General features: G+C 63.4%; 14 protein-coding genes. 5 read left to right on the top strand and 9 right to left on the bottom strand.

The window, feature by feature from the left end:
- Positions 1 to 162: 162 nt before the first annotated feature.
- From cas3 to parS, 4 genes are all read right to left on the bottom strand, one after another.
- A complete protein-coding gene (gene cas3 / locus JC616_RS14400) occupies positions 163 to 2838 on the bottom strand; it encodes a CRISPR-associated helicase Cas3' (protein WP_227103839.1) in 2676 nt (891 codons plus the stop codon).
- 274 nt (positions 2839 to 3112) lie between these two features.
- Positions 3113 to 4021, bottom strand: a complete 909-nt coding sequence (locus tag JC616_RS14405) for a BPSS1187 family protein (RefSeq protein WP_227103841.1) — start codon at positions 4019 to 4021, stop codon at positions 3113 to 3115.
- Between the two features lie 620 nt (positions 4022 to 4641).
- Positions 4642 to 5082, bottom strand: coding sequence for an RES family NAD+ phosphorylase (locus JC616_RS14410; protein WP_227103843.1), 441 nt, complete (start codon positions 5080 to 5082; stop codon positions 4642 to 4644).
- Positions 5079 to 5543, bottom strand: coding sequence for a type II RES/Xre toxin-antitoxin system antitoxin (parS, locus tag JC616_RS14415; protein WP_158274289.1), 465 nt, complete (start codon positions 5541 to 5543; stop codon positions 5079 to 5081). The genes JC616_RS14410 and parS overlap by 4 nt, the downstream gene beginning before the upstream one ends.
- 683 nt (positions 5544 to 6226) lie before the next feature.
- Between parS and JC616_RS14420 the strand changes: the two genes are divergently transcribed.
- Together JC616_RS14420 and JC616_RS14425 are read left to right on the top strand one after the other, a co-directional pair.
- Entirely contained in the window at positions 6227 to 7876 is a 1650-nt protein-coding gene (locus tag JC616_RS14420) for a methyl-accepting chemotaxis protein (protein ID WP_158274290.1), read from the top strand.
- Between the two features lie 269 nt (positions 7877 to 8145).
- Positions 8146 to 8691, top strand: coding sequence for a hypothetical protein (locus JC616_RS14425; RefSeq protein ID WP_107799536.1), 546 nt, complete (start codon positions 8146 to 8148; stop codon positions 8689 to 8691).
- A 46-nt stretch (positions 8692 to 8737) separates the two neighbouring features.
- Here the strand turns inward: JC616_RS14425 and JC616_RS14430 are convergent, their stop codons facing one another.
- From JC616_RS14430 to JC616_RS14450, 5 genes are all read right to left on the bottom strand, one after another.
- Entirely contained in the window at positions 8738 to 10438 is a 1701-nt protein-coding gene (locus JC616_RS14430; RefSeq protein WP_227103845.1) for an ABC transporter ATP-binding protein, read from the bottom strand.
- A gap of 16 nt (positions 10439 to 10454) precedes the next feature.
- Positions 10455 to 11519: an ABC transporter permease gene (locus JC616_RS14435; RefSeq protein WP_227103847.1), complete on the bottom strand. Its 1065-nt coding sequence runs from the start codon at positions 11517 to 11519 to the stop codon at positions 10455 to 10457.
- A 16-nt stretch (positions 11520 to 11535) separates the two neighbouring features.
- Entirely contained in the window at positions 11536 to 12477 is a 942-nt protein-coding gene (locus JC616_RS14440) for an ABC transporter permease (RefSeq protein ID WP_107799093.1), read from the bottom strand.
- Positions 12478 to 12525: 48 nt separating this feature from the next.
- On the bottom strand, positions 12526 to 14331 hold the full coding sequence (locus JC616_RS14445) for an ABC transporter substrate-binding protein (protein ID WP_107799094.1): 1806 nt from the start codon (positions 14329 to 14331) through the stop codon (positions 12526 to 12528).
- 208 nt (positions 14332 to 14539) lie between these two features.
- Positions 14540 to 15373, bottom strand: a complete 834-nt coding sequence (locus tag JC616_RS14450) for an SDR family NAD(P)-dependent oxidoreductase (RefSeq protein ID WP_107799095.1) — start codon at positions 15371 to 15373, stop codon at positions 14540 to 14542.
- A 255-nt stretch (positions 15374 to 15628) separates the two neighbouring features.
- Here JC616_RS14450 and JC616_RS14455 point away from each other — a divergent pair, with 255 nt between their 5' ends.
- The 3 genes from JC616_RS14455 to dxs are packed head-to-tail and all read left to right on the top strand — an operon-like array spanning position 15629 to position 18612.
- Positions 15629 to 15862, top strand: a complete 234-nt coding sequence (locus JC616_RS14455) for an exodeoxyribonuclease VII small subunit (protein WP_048412271.1) — start codon at positions 15629 to 15631, stop codon at positions 15860 to 15862.
- Positions 15852 to 16748 carry a polyprenyl synthetase family protein gene (locus JC616_RS14460; protein ID WP_107799096.1) on the top strand — a complete coding sequence of 299 codons (897 nt, stop codon included), beginning with the start codon at positions 15852 to 15854 and terminating at the stop codon, positions 16746 to 16748. The genes JC616_RS14455 and JC616_RS14460 overlap by 11 nt, the downstream gene beginning before the upstream one ends.
- Before the next feature lie 13 nt (positions 16749 to 16761).
- Entirely contained in the window at positions 16762 to 18612 is a 1851-nt protein-coding gene (dxs, locus tag JC616_RS14465) for a 1-deoxy-D-xylulose-5-phosphate synthase (RefSeq protein WP_227103849.1), read from the top strand.
- Positions 18613 to 18673: the final 61 nt, after the last annotated feature.

Consider the following 18673-nt stretch of genomic DNA (forward strand, 5'->3'; position numbering starts at 1 on the left):
CCGCTCCAAATCACGCAAGTATCGTTTTTTTAAAGGAGGAAATTTCGTTGCTTTTGAGGGAAACAGCCGTGCTAGAGTGATGCGGGCTTGGCGAGGGGATGAACCTTATCGGTTATTGAAAGGCTCATTTCTACAATGGCCTTCCCCTCTCCAGCCCTCCTCTCATGCCCGCAACCCATAAATCAGCCCCAAGCGCGGGTCCAGCGATACGCGCACCTCTCCCATCTGGTAATCGCCGTCCTTTGTCAACGGCAATACATGGCAATGACTGAGCAAGGGATGCTCGCTCAAAGCCGGATACCCAGGTTGCTCCAGTAAATGCAGGACCAGCTGTCGGCGCGACAATTTGATGTGCCGTTCAAACAGTCTTTGGGCAAGCGCATCCGACACGGCTTGCTGCGGATCGAACGATGCGCCATCCGGCTCAGGCCGCCAGCGCCCATCGGCATCGACCCAGACCGGAATCACGGTCAGGCTGTCATCCCCCAGCCGGGTGCGGTTGCGCAAGGCCAAGGTATCGTCTTCATCAGCGCCATGCGGCTTGCCGATGTAAGCGATGGCGGCCTCACTCTGTAGATCCAGCGCAATCTGCTGCGCCAACTGCGCCTGAAAATTGGCCTTGGCGCCATGACGGGTGCGTTCCACCATTTCAAGCCGTTCGCGCAAGGCCTCCGGCAAATGATCCAAATCCGGCCAGGGCGCGTACACCGCCTGCACCAGGCGGTCGATGTCCTGCGGCAGCCGCCAGACTGGCTCGTTTTGCAGCACGGCCCAGGTCACCAGGCAGAGGTAATCGCCATACACCCGTCCCCAGCCGGTCTGCTCCAGTTCGGGCACCACGTCGGCTAGCAAGCCGGCCACTTGCAATCGTGGTTGCGCGTGCGCCGCCGGGCGTTGTTTGCGTTGATGCCGGTGCAAGCGGCCGGCGCGTTGCAATAGAAGGTCGACGGGACAGAGATCGGAAATCATGAAATCGAAATCAATGTCCAGGCTTTGCTCCGCCACTTGCGTCGCAATCAGCAAAGCACGCTTGGGACGCGAGCCCATGGCGGGAGAGGAGCCGAAAGTGGACAACACTTGCTGCTCCAGCTGCCGGCGCTGCTCGGCGGGGAAGCGGGCATGAAACAGCAACAGCATGCCATCTGACGGACAATATGGCCGCAATAGCTGGTACAGCTGCTGTGCCCGGTCCACGGTATTCACGATGACCACGCCACACCCGTCCTGCTCCAAGGCAAGCCGCGCGGCGGCGGCGATGTGGTCCAAGCCCTCCGGGAGGCCGGTCACGGCGATAGGCTGCTGTTCACGCGCGTTAAAGGTGGCGCCACGCGCTCCGGCGTCATCCACCAGCAATATCCGCGGATAGGCCGGCGACGGCAGCTCGCGCTCATCCACGCCCCAGGCCTGCAATAAACGCGCGCGCCGTGTATCCGGCAAAGTGGCGCTCATCAAGATGACCGAGCAACCCAAGGCTTTCAGCCAAGCCAGCAAGGTTTCAATCAAGCGACCGGTATAGGTGTCGTAGGCATGCACCTCGTCCAAAACCACCACCTTATTGGCCAGCCCCCATAGCCGGACAAAGTGATGTTTGACGTTCAATACAGAAAACAAGGCCTGGTCCACAGTGCCCACGCCATAGGGAGACAACAAGCCGCGCCGACGTTGGGCAAACCAGCCGGAGGAGCCCACCGCGTCATTACCATGCTGATCCCAGATCTCGCGCAAATGCGCAACGGTCTGATTCATGGCGGCCCCGCCATGCAATAGCTGGATATCCTGCCGCTCCCCGGAGGCGAATGCGCGCAGAAAGGCCAAGGTCCGCTCGAACATGGCATTGCCGGTGGCTTGGGTAGGCAGCGCCAGATAGAAGCCACGGTGATGTTGGCGCGCCTGCAAACGCAAGGCCGCGATAAAAGCCAGTTCGGTCTTGCCTTCTCCCATCGGCGCTTCCACCAACATTAGCGCCGGGCCGCTTCCCTGAACCAACAAAGCGTCGCCGGTTAGTTGCAGCGGCCTCGCCTGTACAGAGGCCTCCGCGCTCAGCAGCCGCGCCAATATCGCGTCACAAGAACAGGCCTGTTGATGCAATAAGAGCCGGCTGGATGGCCAGCCTAGTTTGTCAGGGGAAGACAGCGCCGATTCCGCCAAACGTCTGGCGGCGTGATAGTGGGCGGATGGCGTATCGCCTCGCTCTCCAGGCGGAAACCAGTCAGCGTTAGAGCCGATCCAATCGCATACGCTAGTCAGACCGGCCAGCCACTCCACTGCAAGCAGCGGCAATGAATGATCCGGCGGAACATCAGACGGCGCCAGGGTGTGCCAATAGGCCTGGAATAGACTCTGCCTTGTCTGCTTCCAAATAGCCGGTTCGCGCAGCGGAGCACCAGCGCCCAAGGAGGTAAAGTTGAAACCGTGGTGGGCGCTGACAGCCTGTGCCGCATCCTGCGCCCATAATCGCGGCACGCCCTCGGCCTGCAACAAGCCCGGCAGCAAGGCCGCACTGGCCAAGTCATGCCGGTCTTGCGCCAGCGCCACCACCGATGAGAATGGCAAGCCGGCGCGCTCAACTTGTAAGCGCCCGGCTTCCCACTTGGCCTGAAACCCCGGAGTGGCTTTGCCGAGATCATGCAAACCCACCAAGGCGGCCAGCCACCCATTCAGGGACTCTGACGGCAGGCCAAACCAGTCCGGAGCCGTCTCTGGCGCAGCCAGGCACCACTCCAACAGCACGGAGGCTACGGCAGCCACATCCAACATGTGACACAGCAGGCCATGTCCACTCTCTTCGCCACTTTTGGCCCACAAGCTGCGCACCGCCACACTCAATGATGTTTCCATGCACTCAACCCTTGCTGCCGCTCGTACCTAAACAACGGCAGCGCTTCAGGGCCGCCTTGGAGCTCAAAACAAAGCGGAAACGGATAGCCGCCTTGATGAGTGCTCAATTATGCCGAAAGCAACACTGATAAGCGAAGGAACGCGTTTGACATTGCGCAAGGCAAGCCGGATGCGAGTCGATCAGGCTGGTTCTAACGCTGGCGTTCGCAGTCAGGAAGGATAGACAGGCAATTTAGGCATGGAGGCAAGACGCGGCCACCCAAGCAGCCGCCCCTCATCCCCCCCGCTTGAGCTGCTCCAACATCTCCTGCCACAGCTCCCGGTACACCGGATTGCTGGCGCCTTCGCCATGTCCGGGGTTGTCGGCGTTGGGGCGGCGTATCGGTTTATTCAGCGCAAACTGATGGTCGGCCGGGATGCGCATCGCGTTATAGGAATTGCGGATGAGATCGGCAAAGCGCTCTTGCACGTGATAGGTGCCGAACAACCTGTCCGGCGGCGTGGCGCCGGGAGAGGCGTACCAGGAGGCGATGCGATTGTTGGCGCGCATGTCCCAGCCGCCGGAAAAGTCGATCACGCCTCTGACCGCCACGCGCTTGGCGATATAGGCGGCCATGCCGCCGCCTTGGGATTGTCCGGACAGCACGATCTTGCTCCAGTCCACGGCTTGCTTGTCCAGGTACTGCTCCCAACGGCCTTGAGGATCGGTCTTGGCCAGGTAGCGCAGCAGAGCGGTCAGTCTATGGACAATGGCGTCTTTGGGTTTGTCCTGGATCAGCGGGGTGGCGTTTTCCCCAAAGGCGCGCTTCTGGCGCATTTGTGCCGCGCAGTCCGGATTGGTCGCCAGCACCAGCCGGGTGCAAACCTGGGAAACGGCCGGCGTGTCGATGTAGGACAGGATGATGAAGCGGTAGCCCTGAGCCAGGGCGGTGTCGATGAAAGCCTGTTCGCCCACCACGGTGCGCGTGGTTTCGCCGCCGGTTCCAGGCAGGAAGACCAGCAGCGGCGCGCGTCCGCCCCTTTCCGTTGAAAAAACGATGTGCGGCCCGCTGTTCGCCACGATCCCGCCATCGGTATCCGCGGGAAGAATATCCTTGCGGACAGCGTCCGCCCACGTGGCCGTGGCGATACTGAACAGCAGCGCCGCCGCGGCCGTCTTGCCGGCCCATTTCCAAACTGTCATTGCATTCCTCGCATCTTCAATAAAAGCGGCTAACAAACTCAGTTTCACATCTGAGGCCAGGCGCGCAGACACAGGCAATACTTGAGCGCAACGCGGCATCAGGGGTTTGTCAGCCGCTCTGTAAGTGGGTTGAATTGCCCCGACGGCCTTGGGCCTACGTGAGCCCTTGGCTAGTTTTCTCAGAACCTGTTCAAAGTCTGCTGCGCTTCAGCGATACGGCGTTAAAAACAAGCTCAAAATGCTCATGTACCACCTGTACATTCCGCTTTTTCGCTCGTTTTCGCCTTGTCTCGCCCTTGCTCGCGAGACTTTGAACAGGCTCTAAGAATCGGTTTACGATCTGCTGCGCGTCGGCGATACGGCGTTGAAAACAACTTCAGAATGCTCATGTATCCCTTGTACATTCCGTCTTCTCGGCCGCTTTCGCCTTGCCTCGTTCTGGCTCGCGAGATCGTAAACACGCTCTCCGACTCTACTCGCGCTGTCCTGCGCGCAAAAGCGCGGCAAGGCGGATTTATGCCAAGAATTTGTTTACAATTGTTTACATCGAAAAGTTTAAAAATAGCAAGACAAGGCACAGACCGTTGGACAAGCGGAAGGTAGGCACGGCGGGGTCTTCATCAAGACTTCAGGCGCGCATCCCAAGGCACGTCCTGCACGTTGAGTATCCGGCAGGCGCCGGCGTCCGGATGGAGGGGGTTGAGCAGGTAGTTGTGGGCGTTGGGGGCCACCGCGCTGGGCACTTGCAGCGCGGCGGAGGCCTGACGTTGCAGCCAGTGATGGCCCAGGCCCTGGGTGAGCGCGGGTTGCAGGGTCCAGTCAGCCGGCAGGCTGGCCTGGTCCAGCGTCTGCACCAGCCGGTCCGGCAGTTCCACTTGCAGCAGGGTGAAGGTGGCGGGCAGGACGGCCACTTCCAGGTGCACCAGCGCTTCCAGCATGGCGCTGGCCGGGTGGTCCGCCAGGTAAACGATGGGCTGGCCGGCGGGATGCCAGCGGCCGGGCCAGCGCAGCCCGCCCAGGCCCTTGAGGTCTGCGTAGCGGCTGATGCGCCAGGCAATCACGCCGCGTAGCCTTCGTTGGCTTGGGCGATCAGTTGTTCCACCAGCCGCGCGCCGGGCTCGGTATGGGCCATGTCCAGCGGCGATTTGCCCTCAAAGCGGTGCAGCGGCTTGCGCAGCCATTGGGCGGCGGCGTCCTTGTCGCCGAACAGGTCTTCCGCCAGCAGCAGCAGCTTGGCCACGCGCACGCCGCGTTCGGATTCCTCGGTATTCAGCGTCTGGCCCTTCTTGATGCGATGGGACAGGGTGCGCGGCGGGATGACGAACTCCAGTTCGCCACGGCTGAGGCCGGCGTCCACCAGGCGCTCCAGCATGCCGGTGTCCACGCCCAGCTCCACCACTTTGGCCACGTCGAAATCGTTGAGCATTTCCTGCCCCACCAACACGCTCAGTTCCTGCAACAGGCTGTGTTCCACCATGGGCGGGACCGGCGTCTCCGGCACGAATACTTGCAGCGCTTTCATGGCCCCTCCTTGATTTGGCAATTTGCTCATTTATTATCGGCATTTTGCCAAAACAAAACAAGGGCGCGGCTTGACCGGCTTCCCTCTTCTGACTCTAAGAGCCGCGAACAAAACCTCGCAGAGAACCTGAGCCAAGGCGCGCCGACGCAGGCAGTACAAGTAGTACGGCAAGGAGGCGCAACGCAGGATCAGGGGTTTTGTTAGCGGGTCTAAACGCAACAGAAGCTGCACGCCGGACGCTTGGATTAGGCCGCCCCAATCTTGACGTTTGAAAGCGGCAATGCGGATTTTATGTCTTTTACATTGCGCTGGGCATGAAAAAACCTCATATCGGCCCCATGCCCAGCCTTGGCAGCCCGCCTTGCCCCGCTTGCCCGGACATACACCCTATGTTCCCGCTTTGCGATGCAAAAATAACCATTAGGACTATCGGCGCGGCGTGAATTATGATTGCGCCTATTCAATGAACGTCGCACCGCTTCCGCCTCCGCACGAGGAGGGGCGCTGGCATTGAAACACTCCGTCATTCCGGCCTGTGGGCCCGTTCCCGATGTTCCAGAGTCCCGGCCCAAGCTGGAGTCCGTGCCGGCACGAAGCGCTGCGTCTTCACACATTGATGCAATCGCCAATTCATAGGCGTTTGCTATGAAAAAAGATGAATATCAGCGCCTATGGGGGGCATTATGTTAAGTCAATTCACGATCGGGCAGCGCATCGCCGCGCTGGCGGGCAGCCTGCTGTTTGCAGTGGCTCTGGTGGGCGGTTCCGGCTGGTGGTCGCTGAACCAGATGGATGGCGAGCTGACCTCGCTGTTTGACCAGAAAATCGCGTTCCGCTACCAGATGAACGCCATGCAAAGCAATATGCTGCACATCCGCCAGGATGAGAAGAACATCTTCATCAGCATCGGCAATCCGGACAACTCGGATCAGAGCATCCAGACCAATAAGCAGTTGCTGGACAAGCACATCGCCGAGTTCAAGAACCAGGCGGCCACCGCCAAGTCCATGGCCATGGCCGCGGATCACCAGAAAACCTTCGACAGCATGCTGACCGGCATCTCCGGCTACGAGCAGGGCATGAACGGGCTGTATCAGAAGATCGCCAGCGGCGAGATCAGCCGGGCCAATGTCGGCGACGCCGGCATCACCCCGTTCAAGCCCAAGCTCTACGAGGCGCGCGACGCGCTCAACAGCCTGAGCAAGCTGGCGGACGAGTCCGCGCAGTCCGCGGAGGACGCGCTGGCGGTCAGCATGAAGAACACCCGCAATATGATGCTGACCATTCTGGGCCTGGCCCTGGTGGTGGGCGTCGCGCTGGCCTTCGCCATCGTCCGTTCCATCACCCGTCCCTTGCAGGCCATGCAGCAGACCATGCGCCACGCGGCGGAGAAGAACGATCTGACGGTGACGGTGGATCAAACCGGCCGCGACGAAGTCAGCGAAACCGGCCGCGCGCTGGCGCAGCTGCTGGGCAATCTGCGCGCCTTTCTGCAGCAGACCCGCGAGGACGCCAAGCAGGTGAACGACACTGCCCACGCGCTGTCCGGCGTGTCCAAGCGCATTGCCGAGGCGTCCCAGGTGCAGACCGACGCTTCTTCGTCCACCGCCGCCGCGGTGGAGGAGATGACGGTCAGCATCAATCTGGTGGCCGAGCACGCGGTGGAAATGGCCGGCGAGGCCAAGAGCAGCATGAACGAGGCGGTGAGCGGCAGCGAGGTGGCCGGCCAGGCCGCGCAGCAGATGTCCGAGATCGCCAGCGTAATCAGCCGCTCCGAGACCATCATCATCGGCCTGAACCAGCGTTCCGATGAGATCGGCAACATCGTGGACGTGATCCACGACATCGCCGAGCAGACCAATCTGCTGGCCTTGAACGCGGCCATCGAGGCGGCGCGCGCCGGCGAAACCGGCCGCGGCTTCGCCGTGGTGGCGGACGAGGTGCGCAAGCTGGCGGAACGCACCGCGCAGGCCACCGGCGAAATCTCCGAAAAAATCAAGGCGGTGCAAGGCGACACCACCACGGCGGTGGCCAGCATGCGCGAGGCCACCGAACGAGTGGAAACCGGCGTGGCGCTGAGCGGCACGCTGTCCGAGCGCCTGGCGCAGATCCGCGTGCTGTCCACCCGTCTGCTGGAGAAAACCAGCGAGATCGCCGAGGCGATGCGCGAGCAGAGCACGGCCAGCAACGACGCCGCCAAGAACGTGGAGCGCATCGCCAATATGGGCACGGAAAACGGCTTGTCGGTGGAGGAATCCTCCGCCATGGCGCAGCAGTTGTCCGGCCTGGCGCATGGGCTGGATGCGGCGATTAACCGCTTCCGCGCGGATTAAAAACAAGAAGCTCCAGCCCTTGAACGCCTTCTAAACATCCAGCCTCTCAAGCTTGAGGGCGCGTCCGGCTTGGTCCGGGCGCGCCCGCAGAACGTGTTTACAATCTCGCGAGCAAGAGCGAGACAAGGCGAAAACGAGCGAAAAAGCGGAATGTACAAGTGGTACATGAGCATTTTGAGGGCGTTTTCAACGCTGTATCGCCGAAGCGCAGCAGATCGTAAACAGGTTCTCATGCCACAATCCAGGTTTTCGCCCGCCCTCTTCTTCCCATGTCCGTCCTCGAGCCGCTGTACGCGCCGTTCGCCCCCTCTCCCGCCGTGCTGCTGTGGCCGGCGCTGTTCCTGTTGCTCAGCCGTCAGTTGCGCCGCCGCGCCTGGTTCTGGCCCTATGTGGCGCTGTCGTTGCCGGGCACGGTGCTGCACGAGCTCTGCCACTTCCTGGTGGGCTGGCTGCTGCGGGCGCGGCCCAGCCGCTTCAGCGTGTGGCCGCGCCGCAACGGCCGGCAGCTGACGCTGGGTCAGGTGGGCTTCAACCGGCTGACGTGGTGGAACGCGCTGCCCATCGGCATTGCGCCCTTGCTGTTGCTGCCGCTGGGTTGGGGCCTGCTGGCGCTGGCGGCGCGCTGGCCGTGGCTGAGCCCGGCCGCGGCCGGACTGGGCTTTCTGGCGGCGCAGTGCTGGGACGGCTGCCTGCCCAGCAGCACGGACTTGAGCCACGCCGGCCGCTCCGCCCTGGCTTACGGCGCGCTGGCCTGTATCCTGTTTGGCGCTTACGCGCTGCTGCATTACGGTTTCCGCGCGCTGGCCGGACAATAAAAAACCGCCGGTTTCCCGGCGGTTTTGTGCGAATGGCCGTCAGCGCTTAGGCCGGCGCCATGCCCACCCAGCCTTGCGGGATGGACTCCAACAACTTGCGGGTATAGCTCTGCCGCGGCTCGCGGTAAATCTGATCCGCGTCCGCCTGCTCCACCACCTCACCCTTGTTCATCACCATCACTTGGTCGGAGATATGCTTCACCACCGCCAGATCGTGCGAGATGAACAGATAGGACAGGCCGTATTCGTCCTGCAGGTCTTGCAGCAGGTTCAGCACTTGCGCCTGCACCGACACGTCCAGCGCCGACACCGATTCGTCGCAGATCAGCACTTCCGGCTTCAAGGTCAGGCAGCGCGCAATCGCGATGCGCTGACGCTGGCCGCCGGAGAATTCGTGCGGGTATTTCTGCAGCGCCCCGGCCGGCATGCCCACCTTGTCCAGCAGTTCCTGCGCCAGCTTGCGCCGCTCGCCGCCGTCGCGGCCGATGCCGTGCAGCTGCATCGGTTCGCTCAGGATCTGCTCCACGGTGAAGCGCGGGTTCAGCGAGGCGTAGGGGTTCTGGAAGATGATCTGGATGCGCCGCTTATAGGCGTGGAAGGCCTTGGCGTCCATGCCCAGCAGGTCCTGGCCGTGGAACAGCGCCTGGCCGCCGCTGGCCTGGTGCAGCCGCACCAGGGTCAGACCGACGGTGGTCTTGCCGGAGCCGGATTCGCCGACGATGCCCAGGGTCTTGCCGCGGGCCAGCTTGAAGGACACGTCCTTGACCGCGTGGAACTGGCGTTTGCCGAACAAGCCTTCGCGCACGTCGAAGGATTTGCTCAGCCCGCGCACGTCCAGGATGATTTCGTCGTCGTCCCGGTAGCCGCGCTCGCGCTGCGGCGGTTCCACATAGCCGCCCGGCTGCAGGAAGTCGTCGATCACCGCCAGCCGCTGCGGCCGCCGGTCAAGGTGTGGGCGGCAGGCCAGCAGCGCCTTGGTGTAGGCGTCCTGCGGCGCGTCGAAGATTTGCTGCACGCTGCCCTGTTCGCGGATTTCGCCGTGACGCATGACGATGACTTCGTCGGCGAACTCGCCCACCACGCCCAGATCGTGGGTGATGAACAGCACCGCCATATCGTGTTTCTTCTGCAGATCCGCGATCAGTTGCAGGATCTGCTTCTGGATGGTCACGTCCAGCGCGGTGGTGGGTTCGTCGGCAATCAGCAGCTTGGGTTCGCAGGCGATGGCCATCGCGATCATCACCCGCTGCTGCTGGCCGCCGGACAGCTGGTGCGGGTAGCTGTCCACCTTGCTTTCCGGTTCCGGCAGGCCCACTTCGCGCAACAGTTCGATCGCGCGCCGGCGCGCGGCGCGGCGGCCCAGCTTGGCGTGCAGCATCAGGGCTTCCATGATCTGCTCGCCCACGCTGAACACCGGGTTCAGCGAGCTCATCGGCTCCTGGAAGATCATCGCGATGTCTTTGCCGCGCAGCGCCCGCATCTCGGCGCCGCCGGCCTTGAGCAGATCCCGCCCTTGCAGCAGGATCTGGCTGTCCGGGTGGATACTGGCGTGCTGCGGCGACAGCAGGCGCATGATGGCCATGGAGGTCACCGATTTGCCGGAGCCGGATTCGCCCACCAAGGCCACGGTGCGCTTGGCCGGGATGTCGAAGCTGACGCCCTTGAGCGCCTGGAAATCGCCGCCGTTCTCCTGACGGAACGCCACTTTGAGATTGCGCACCGACAGCAGGGTCTGGTTCTGAGTCATAGTCTGTTCTCCCCGCTCACTTCGCCGCCGCGCGCGGGTCCAGCGCGTCGCGCAGCGCATCGGTCAACATGCTGAAGGCGGTCACCAGGGTGGACATGAACACCACCACCATGGCCAGCTGCCACCAATAGCCTTGCAACAGCTCTTCCGGCACTTCCGCCAGCATGGAGCCCCAGCTCACTTGGCGCACGTCCACGCCGAAACCCAGGAAGGACAGGATCACTTCGTACTTGATCAGGCCCACCATCAAGAGGGAGAACTGCACCAGCAGCAGGTGGGAGACATTGGGCAGGATGTGGATGAACATGCGGCGGCTGTGGCTGGCGCCGATCGCGTCCGCCGCCTGCACGTACTCGCGCGAGCGGTTCTTGATGAACTCGGCCCGCACCAGGCGGAAGGTGCCGGTCCAGCTGGTCAGCGACAGCACCAGAATGACGGTGGCGATGCCGCGCCCGGCCACGGCGGCGAAGGCGAGCAGCAACAGCATGTCCGGCACCGAGGTGAACACGCTGTAGAACCACATCAGGAAGTCGTCCACCTTGCGGCCGAAATAGCCGGCCATCGCGCCCAGCGAGGTGCCGATCAGGATGGACAGCAGCGCGCCGAAGAAGCCCACCAGCAGCGAAGTGGCGGTGCCCTTAATCACCTTGTCCAGGATGTCGCGGCCGCGCTGGTCCGCGCCGAAGGTCAGCGACGCCACTTTCTTCACTTCCGGCACCGCGTACTGGGCGGCGTGCGGGCGCGCGGCTTCCAGCCAGTCGTGAATGGGATCTTCCGACGGTTTCAAGCGTTCGGTGGGCACGATGGCGGTGGACTGGCCGCCGGCCGCGGCCGGCGTTTCCTGCTGGCGGTATTTCTCCAGCAATAAAGTGGGCGGCGCGTAGGAGGCGGCGATTTCGTCGTTCCAGCCGCGGCCGGCCAGATTGAGCCAGCCGGCGGCGGCCAGCAGCATGAAGGCGGCCACCACCCACAGGGAGACGAAGCCGATGCGGTCGCGCTTCAAGCGTTGCCAGCCCAGCGCCCACAGGCTGCGCGAGGGGGCGGCCGGCGGCGCGCCGGCGGTATTGTGCAATGTTGTCATGTCTTGTGCTCCGCGCTCACTTGAGTTGCACGCGTGGATCGATCCACTTGTAGATGATGTCGGCCAGCAGGTTGAACACCATGGCGGCGGCGGCGATGGTCACGGTAATGGCCTTGATCACCGGGAAATCGCTCTTGTCCACCGCCATCAGCAGTTCATTGCCCATGCCGGGAATGCCGAAAAAGCGCTCCAGCAGCATCGAGCCCAGCACCAGGAAGGGCAAGGACATCATCACCGCGGTGACCACCGGGATCAGCGCGTTGCGCAGCACGTGCTTGAACAGCACGGTTTTTTCCGACAAGCCCTTGGCGCGCGCGGTGCGCACGTAGTCGTGGCCCAGTTCTTCCACCACGAAGCTGCGGTAGAAGCGCACATTGGGCGCCAGCGACACCAGCATGCCCAGGATCAGCGGCAGCGGCACATAGATCAGCAGGCTGCGCAGCAGGCTGTCGTCGTCCCAGCCCATCACCGGGAACCAGTCCAGTTTGAAGGCCAGCAGGTACTGGCCGACGATGATGTAGGCCAGCGAGCTGACGGACATGGCCACGGTGCAGATCAGCGTCACCATGCGGTCGGTCAGCGTGCCGCGGTAGTAAGCCACGACGATGGCGATGGGCAGCGCGGTCAGCAGTTCGAACACCAGCAAGGTGCCGGTCAGCGTCAGCGAGGGGCCGATGCGCGAAGCCAGCGTGGCGGTGACGGACTGCTGGGTGGACCAGGAGGTGCCGAAGTCGAAGGTGGCCACTTGCTTGACGAAGAGCCAGAACTGCTGCGGCAGGCTCAGGTCCAGGCCCAGCTGGGCGCGGATATTGGCCATGATTTCCGGCGTCAGGCGTTTGCCGGCCAGGATGTAGGTGGGGTCTCCGCCCACCCAGTTGAACAGCACGAACACCAGCAGCATGACGCCGAACATCGTCGGCACCATCTGCCAGATTCGGCGGATGATGAAATTGAACATCTGCTTCTCCAGAATATAGCGGCGCGGCTGCGCCCCGGATCAAGGCGCTTAGCGGCGCTTGCTCAGGTCGATGTCGACATAACGCCAGGACACCCCAATCGTGGCCAGCGGATGCGGCTTGTAACCCTTGAGATAGTCGTGGCTGACGACGTTTTCGAAGCGGGTCACGCCCAGCACATAGGGCTGGTAAGCGGCCACCACCCGGTTCATGCGGTCGAACAGCGCGTCGCGTTCCGGCCCGTTGGGCAGCACTTGCGATGCTTCATAGGCCTTGTCGAACTCCGGCCGGCTGAAGAAGGGCAGGTTGCCGATGCCGATCTGCTTGGTCCACAGGCCGGTGACGAAGTCGTCGCCGTCCGGAATGGCGGCGGAACCGCCCAAGGACCACATCTGCACCTTGCCGGCGTAGGCGGCCTTGAGGTTTTCATTCCATTTGGCCACTTTGAAGGTGACGCGCAGCTTGATGCTGTCAAAGGCCTTCTGCCAGATCTGGTTGAACTGCTTGTCGAAAGCGCTGCCCTGGGTGGCCTGGGTGATCAGCAGCGGCTGGCCGTTGGGCTGGCGGCGGTAGCCGTCCGGACCGATCTTGTAGCCGGCCTGGTCCAGCAGCGCGTTGGCCAGCGCCGGATCGAAGTCCGCCGCGCCGTGAAAGCGCGGATCGTTGCCCACCATGTTCAAGGGCACCAGGTTTTGCAGCTGGATGGCCTGGCCGCTGTACAAGAGCTTGATCACTTCCTTGCTGGGGTAGGCCATGGCGATGGCGCGGCGCAAGGCGATCTTTTGCTTGCTGTAGCCGCCCACCACCGGGTCACGCATATTGAAGAAGGCGTAAGTCAGGTCCATGCCCAGATTGTGGTGCAGGCGGATGCCGCGCTGCGCCAGCGTCGGGTTGAGGCTGGCCTGGAAGGGATTGGCCTCGCTGCTGTGCACGGTGGACGGGATGGCGGACTTGGGCACGCCGATGTAGTCGATCTGCTTGTTGAGGAAGGACAGCCAGCGCGGCTGTTCTTCTTCTATCACCTTGATGTCCACGCGGCCGATGACAGGCAGGGTCTTGCCGCGCAGTTGCTCGGCGATTTCGCGGTCCTGCGGCGGCGCGTCGGCGGCCGGCTCGTCGGCGAACACTTCCTTGCGGTAGCCGGGGTTGGCTTCCAGGATGATGCGGTTGCCCGGCTTCCATTCCTTCAGCACAAACGGCCCGGTGCCCACCGGGTGGGCGTTGGTGTTGCTGTCGTAGGTTTCAATCACCTCGCGCGCCACCGCGCCGCTGAATTTGGCGGCCACGGTGTAGAGGAAGTTGTAATTGGGCTTTTTCAGCGTCAGCTGCAGGGTGTAGCGGTCCAGCGCCTTGATGCCTTCGATAGGCTTGTCGTAGTCGAAGCGCCCTTTCTTGCTGGCGGCGCTGCCCGCCTCCGCCAATCCCAGCACGTAGTCGGTATAGGAAGTGGCGTTGGGCGAGCTGACCTTGGGGTCGGCGAAGCGCTTGATGCTGTAGGCGTAGTCCGCCGCGGTCAGCTCGCGCTTCTTGCCCTTGAAGGCCGGGTCGTCGGCAAAATAAATGCCGGGCCGGACCTTGAAGGTGAACACCTGGCCGTCCGCCGAGATCTCCGGCAGGGCCACGGCGGTGCCCGGCTTGAGCTTGAGCGGCCGCGCCAGATAGTCGTACCTGAGCAGGTTGTCGAAAATGTTCTCGATCACGCCCAGCGAATAAATATCGCTCATCTTGGCCGGGTCGAATCCGGTCTCGGGCGCCAGGAAGGACACCTTTAGCGTCTTGCTCATATCGGCCGCTTGCGCGGACGCGAGCAGGCCCGCCCCCGCCAGCAGCAGGGGCAGCCATTTCCAGCGATTCATCTCGCTTACTCCTTTGTGTCACGGAGCCGGGAAACCCGGCGTCTCTATTGTTATGCCTGCTCCGGCATGAGGAAATGCCATGAGCAAGTGCCGTGACTGTAAAGCGAATCCGCGGGCTAGATCAACAAGAAACTATCAAAATGGCATCAAAGAAAATACATGTCTATGCATAGAAAAACTCATGCTAAGCCAAGGACTTGGCGCCGCCTCAGGTGGCCGCGCGCAATGCCCAGTCAAAACAACGGGTTGGCAGCAGGCGACGCAGCCACCAATACAATTTGGTGGGGAAAGTCACCCGGTAGCGCGCCGCCGGCTTGGCCGCCGTGATGGCGCGGTGCACCGCCTCCGCCACCGCGCTGGCCGGCAGGGTGAACGGCGCGGCGTGGCCCTCTTTCTTCAGCCGCGCCAGCTGCTGCTGATAGGCCTCGCGGTGAAAACTGGCGTCGATGTCCACGTTCTTCAGGAAACGCGCCAGCGCATTGGGGCGGAAGCGGCTTTCTATCGGCCCCGGCTCCACCAAGGACACATGGATGTCGGTGCCGTGCAGCTCGTGGCGCAGGGTGTCGCACAGGCCTTCCATCGCGAACTTGCTGGCGTTGTAAGCGCCGCGCCAGCGCATGGCGGCGAAGCCCAGAATGGAGCTGTTGAACACGATGCGGCCATGACCCTGGGCGCGCATCACTTTGAGCGCGGCGTTGCTCAGCTCCCAGGGGCCGAACAGATTGGTTTCGAACTGCTCGCGCATCGCCGCGCGGCTGATGTCCTCCACCGCGCCCGGCTGGCCGAAGCCCGCGTTGTTGAACAAGGCGTCCAGGCGGCCGCCGGCCAGTTCCACCGCCTGGGCCAGGCCGTCGCGGATGGAGTCGGCGTCGTCCACGTCCAGCCGGATGCAAGTCATGCCCTCGCTGCGCAGGCGCTCCACGTCGGCCGCGGCGCGGCAGCTGGCGATCACGCGCCAGCCGCGCTGGGCCAGGATGACGGCGGTGTGGTAGCCGATGCCGCTGGAGCAGCCGGTGATCAGAATGGATGGTTGCGAATGCATGCTGGCCCCTGTCGTTTTCAATTGGCGACACCCTACCGCAAATGCGGGCGGCGGGGAATTGTCCGCTAGGCGCGTTCACTTTCCGCGCCGCCGGCATCTCCACGGCATTCGCGCTTGCCAAAAGCGCTCAATCGCCTCTGTCGCCGCACCGGGAAATTGGACTAGAATGACGGCCTTAAAGAGCCGCCCGCGCCCTCGCGACACCGATAGAACACGCACGGCCCGGCCACCACAAAGCACAATAAGGAAAACGCCATGGCTAAAGCCAGCAAAGCGCCGGCCAGTTTCGAAACCGCACTGGCCCAACTGGAAGACATCATCCAGGCGATGGAAAGCGGCGACATGCCGCTGGAAACGGCGCTCGGCTCCTACAAGCAGGGCATAGAATTGATCAAGTTCTGCCAGACCAAACTGGCCGACGCGGAACAGCAGCTGAAAATCCTGGAAAACAACGAACTCAAACCGCTGGAATTGTCCAATGGACAATAAACCGTTCATGGCCTGGATGACCGAGATCCAGCAGCAAGTGGAAGGCGCGCTGGAGCGCCTGCTGCCCTCCCCCCAGCACACGCCGCAAAAATTGCACGAAGCGATGCGCTACGTCTGCCTGGGCGGCGGCAAGCGGGTGCGCCCGCTGCTGGTGTTCGCCGCCGGCGAACTGGTGGGCGCCAGCGCCGACAATCTGGCCCGCATCGGCTCCGCGCTGGAGATGGTCCACGTCTATTCCCTGGTGCACGACGATATGCCCTGTATGGACGACGACGTGCTGCGCCGCGGCAAGCCCACTTGCCACGTGGCTTACGACGAGGCCACCGCGCTCCTGGTGGGCGACGCGCTGCAAACCCTGGCTTTCGACGTGCTCTCCGCGCCCATGGCCGGCGTGGAGGCCTCCGCCCAGCTGGCGATGACGCATACGCTGGCGCGCGCCGCCGGCCACGCCGGCATGGCCGGCGGCCAGGCCATCGATCTGGCCAGCGTGGGCAAGGCGCTGAATCAGCCTGAGCTGGAGTATATGCATTTGCTGAAAACCGGCGCGCTGATCCGCGCGTCGGTGCTGCTGGGCGCCATGGCCGGCCGGCCGCTGAGCGAAGACGAGACCGCCCGCCTGGACGTATTCGCCAAGCGCATGGGCCTGGCCTTCCAGGTGGTGGACGACGTGCTGGACTGCGAAGCGGACACCGCCACCCTGGGCAAGACCGCCGGCAAGGACGCCGCCCACGACAAGCCCACCTACGTCAGCCTGATGGGGCTGTCCGAAGCCAAGCAGTTTGCCCGCGACTTGCGCGACGAGGCGTTTGCCGCGCTGGAAGGATTTGGCGATTCCGCCCAACGATTGAAGGAACTGGCCGACTACATCGTCGCGCGCTCGTTCTGAGAAGCAGAAAACTATGTATCCCTTGCTCGAGACCATTCAAAGCCCCGCCGACCTGCGCAAGCTGTCGCGCCAGCAGCTTGCGCCGCTGGCCACGGAACTGCGCGACTTCCTGGTGGAAAGCGTCAGCAAGACCGGCGGCCACTTCGCCTCCAACCTGGGCAGCATTGAGCTGACCATCGCCCTGCACTATGTGTTCAACACCCCGGACGACCGCCTGGTGTGGGACGTGGGCCATCAAACCTACCCGCACAAGATTCTGACCGGCCGCCGCGAACGCATGGGCAGCATGCGCCAGAAAGGCGGCCTGGCCGGCTTTCCCAAGCGCGACGAATCGCCGTACGACACCTTCGGCGTCGGCCATTCCTCCACCTCCATCGGCGCGGCGCTGGGCATGGCGGTGGCCGCCAAGACCCAGGGCATTGAGCGCAAGTGCGTGGCCATCATCGGCGACGGCTCCATGACCGCCGGCCAGGCCTTCGAGGCCCTCAACAACGCCGGCGCGATGGACACCGATCTGCTGGTGGTGCTCAACGACAACGAGATGTCGATCTCGCCCAATGTCGGCGCGCTGAACAACTACCTGGCCAAGCTGATGTCCGGCCGCTTCTACGCGGCGATGCGCGAAGGCTCCAGCAAGGTGCTGGGCATCGCCCCGCCGCTGAAGGAGATCGCCAGCAAGGTGGAGGAGCACGTCAAGGGCTTCTTCACCCCCGGCACCCTGTTCGAGGAGTTCGGCTTCAACTACATCGGCCCGATCGACGGTCACGACGTGGACGTGCTGGTGGACACCCTGAGCAATATCCGCAGCCTCAAAGGCCCGCAGTTCCTGCACATCGTCACCAAGAAGGGCCACGGCTACAAGCTGGCGGAGAGCGACCCGGTCAAATACCACGGCGTCACCAAGTTCGACCCCAGCAACGGCCTGGCCAGCGGCAAGGGCGGCGGCAAGCCGCAATACACCCAGGTGTTCGGCGACTGGATCTGCGACATGGCCAAGCGCGACCCGCGCCTGGTGGGCATCACTCCGGCGATGCGCGAGGGCTCCGGCCTGGTGCGCTTCGAGCAGGAGCACGCGGACCGCTATTACGACGTGGCCATCGCCGAACAGCACGCGGTCACCTTCGCCGCCGGCCTGGCCTGCGACGGCGTCAAGCCGGTGGTGGCGATCTACTCCACCTTCCTGCAGCGCGCTTACGACCAGCTGATCCACGACGTGGCGCTGCAGAATCTGCCGGTGCTGTTCGCCATCGACCGCGCCGGCCTGGTGGGCGCGGACGGCCCCACCCACGCGGGCGCCTTCGATCTGTCCTTCCTGCGCTGCATTCCCAATCTGACGGTGATGGCGCCCTCGGACGAGAACGAATGCCGGCAGATGCTGTACACCGGCTTCCAGATGAACAGCCCGGCCGCGGTGCGCTATCCGCGCGGCACCGGCCCCGGCGCCGAGATCCAGGCGGAGATGACGGCGCTGCCGCTGGGCAAGGGCCTGCTGCGCCGCCAGGGCGAAAAAGTGGCCTTCCTCGCCTTCGGCAGCATGGTGACGCCGGCCCTGGCCGCCGCCGAGGCGCTGAACGCCACCGTGGCCGACATGCGCTTCGTCAAGCCGCTGGACGCGGAACTGGTATGCCGGCTGGCGGAGAGCCACGATCTGATCATCACCGTGGAGGAAAACGTGGTGATGGGCGGCGCCGGCTCGGCCTGTTTGGAGGCGATGCAGGCGATGGGCATCCTCAAGCCGGTATTGCAACTGGGCCTGCCGGATGATTACGTGGAGCACGGCGACCCGGCCGGCATGCTGACCGATTGCGGCCTGGACGCCGCCGGCATCGAGCGCAGCGTGCGCCAGCGGCTGGCGATGCTGTAAGAAGGTTTGTCGTCCAACTTCAACGCCCGGCACCGCCGGGCGTTTTGCTTTGCCCCCTGAG

The sequence above is a fragment of the Chromobacterium rhizoryzae genome, from assembly GCF_020544465.1.
Classification (GTDB): domain Bacteria; phylum Pseudomonadota; class Gammaproteobacteria; order Burkholderiales; family Chromobacteriaceae; genus Chromobacterium.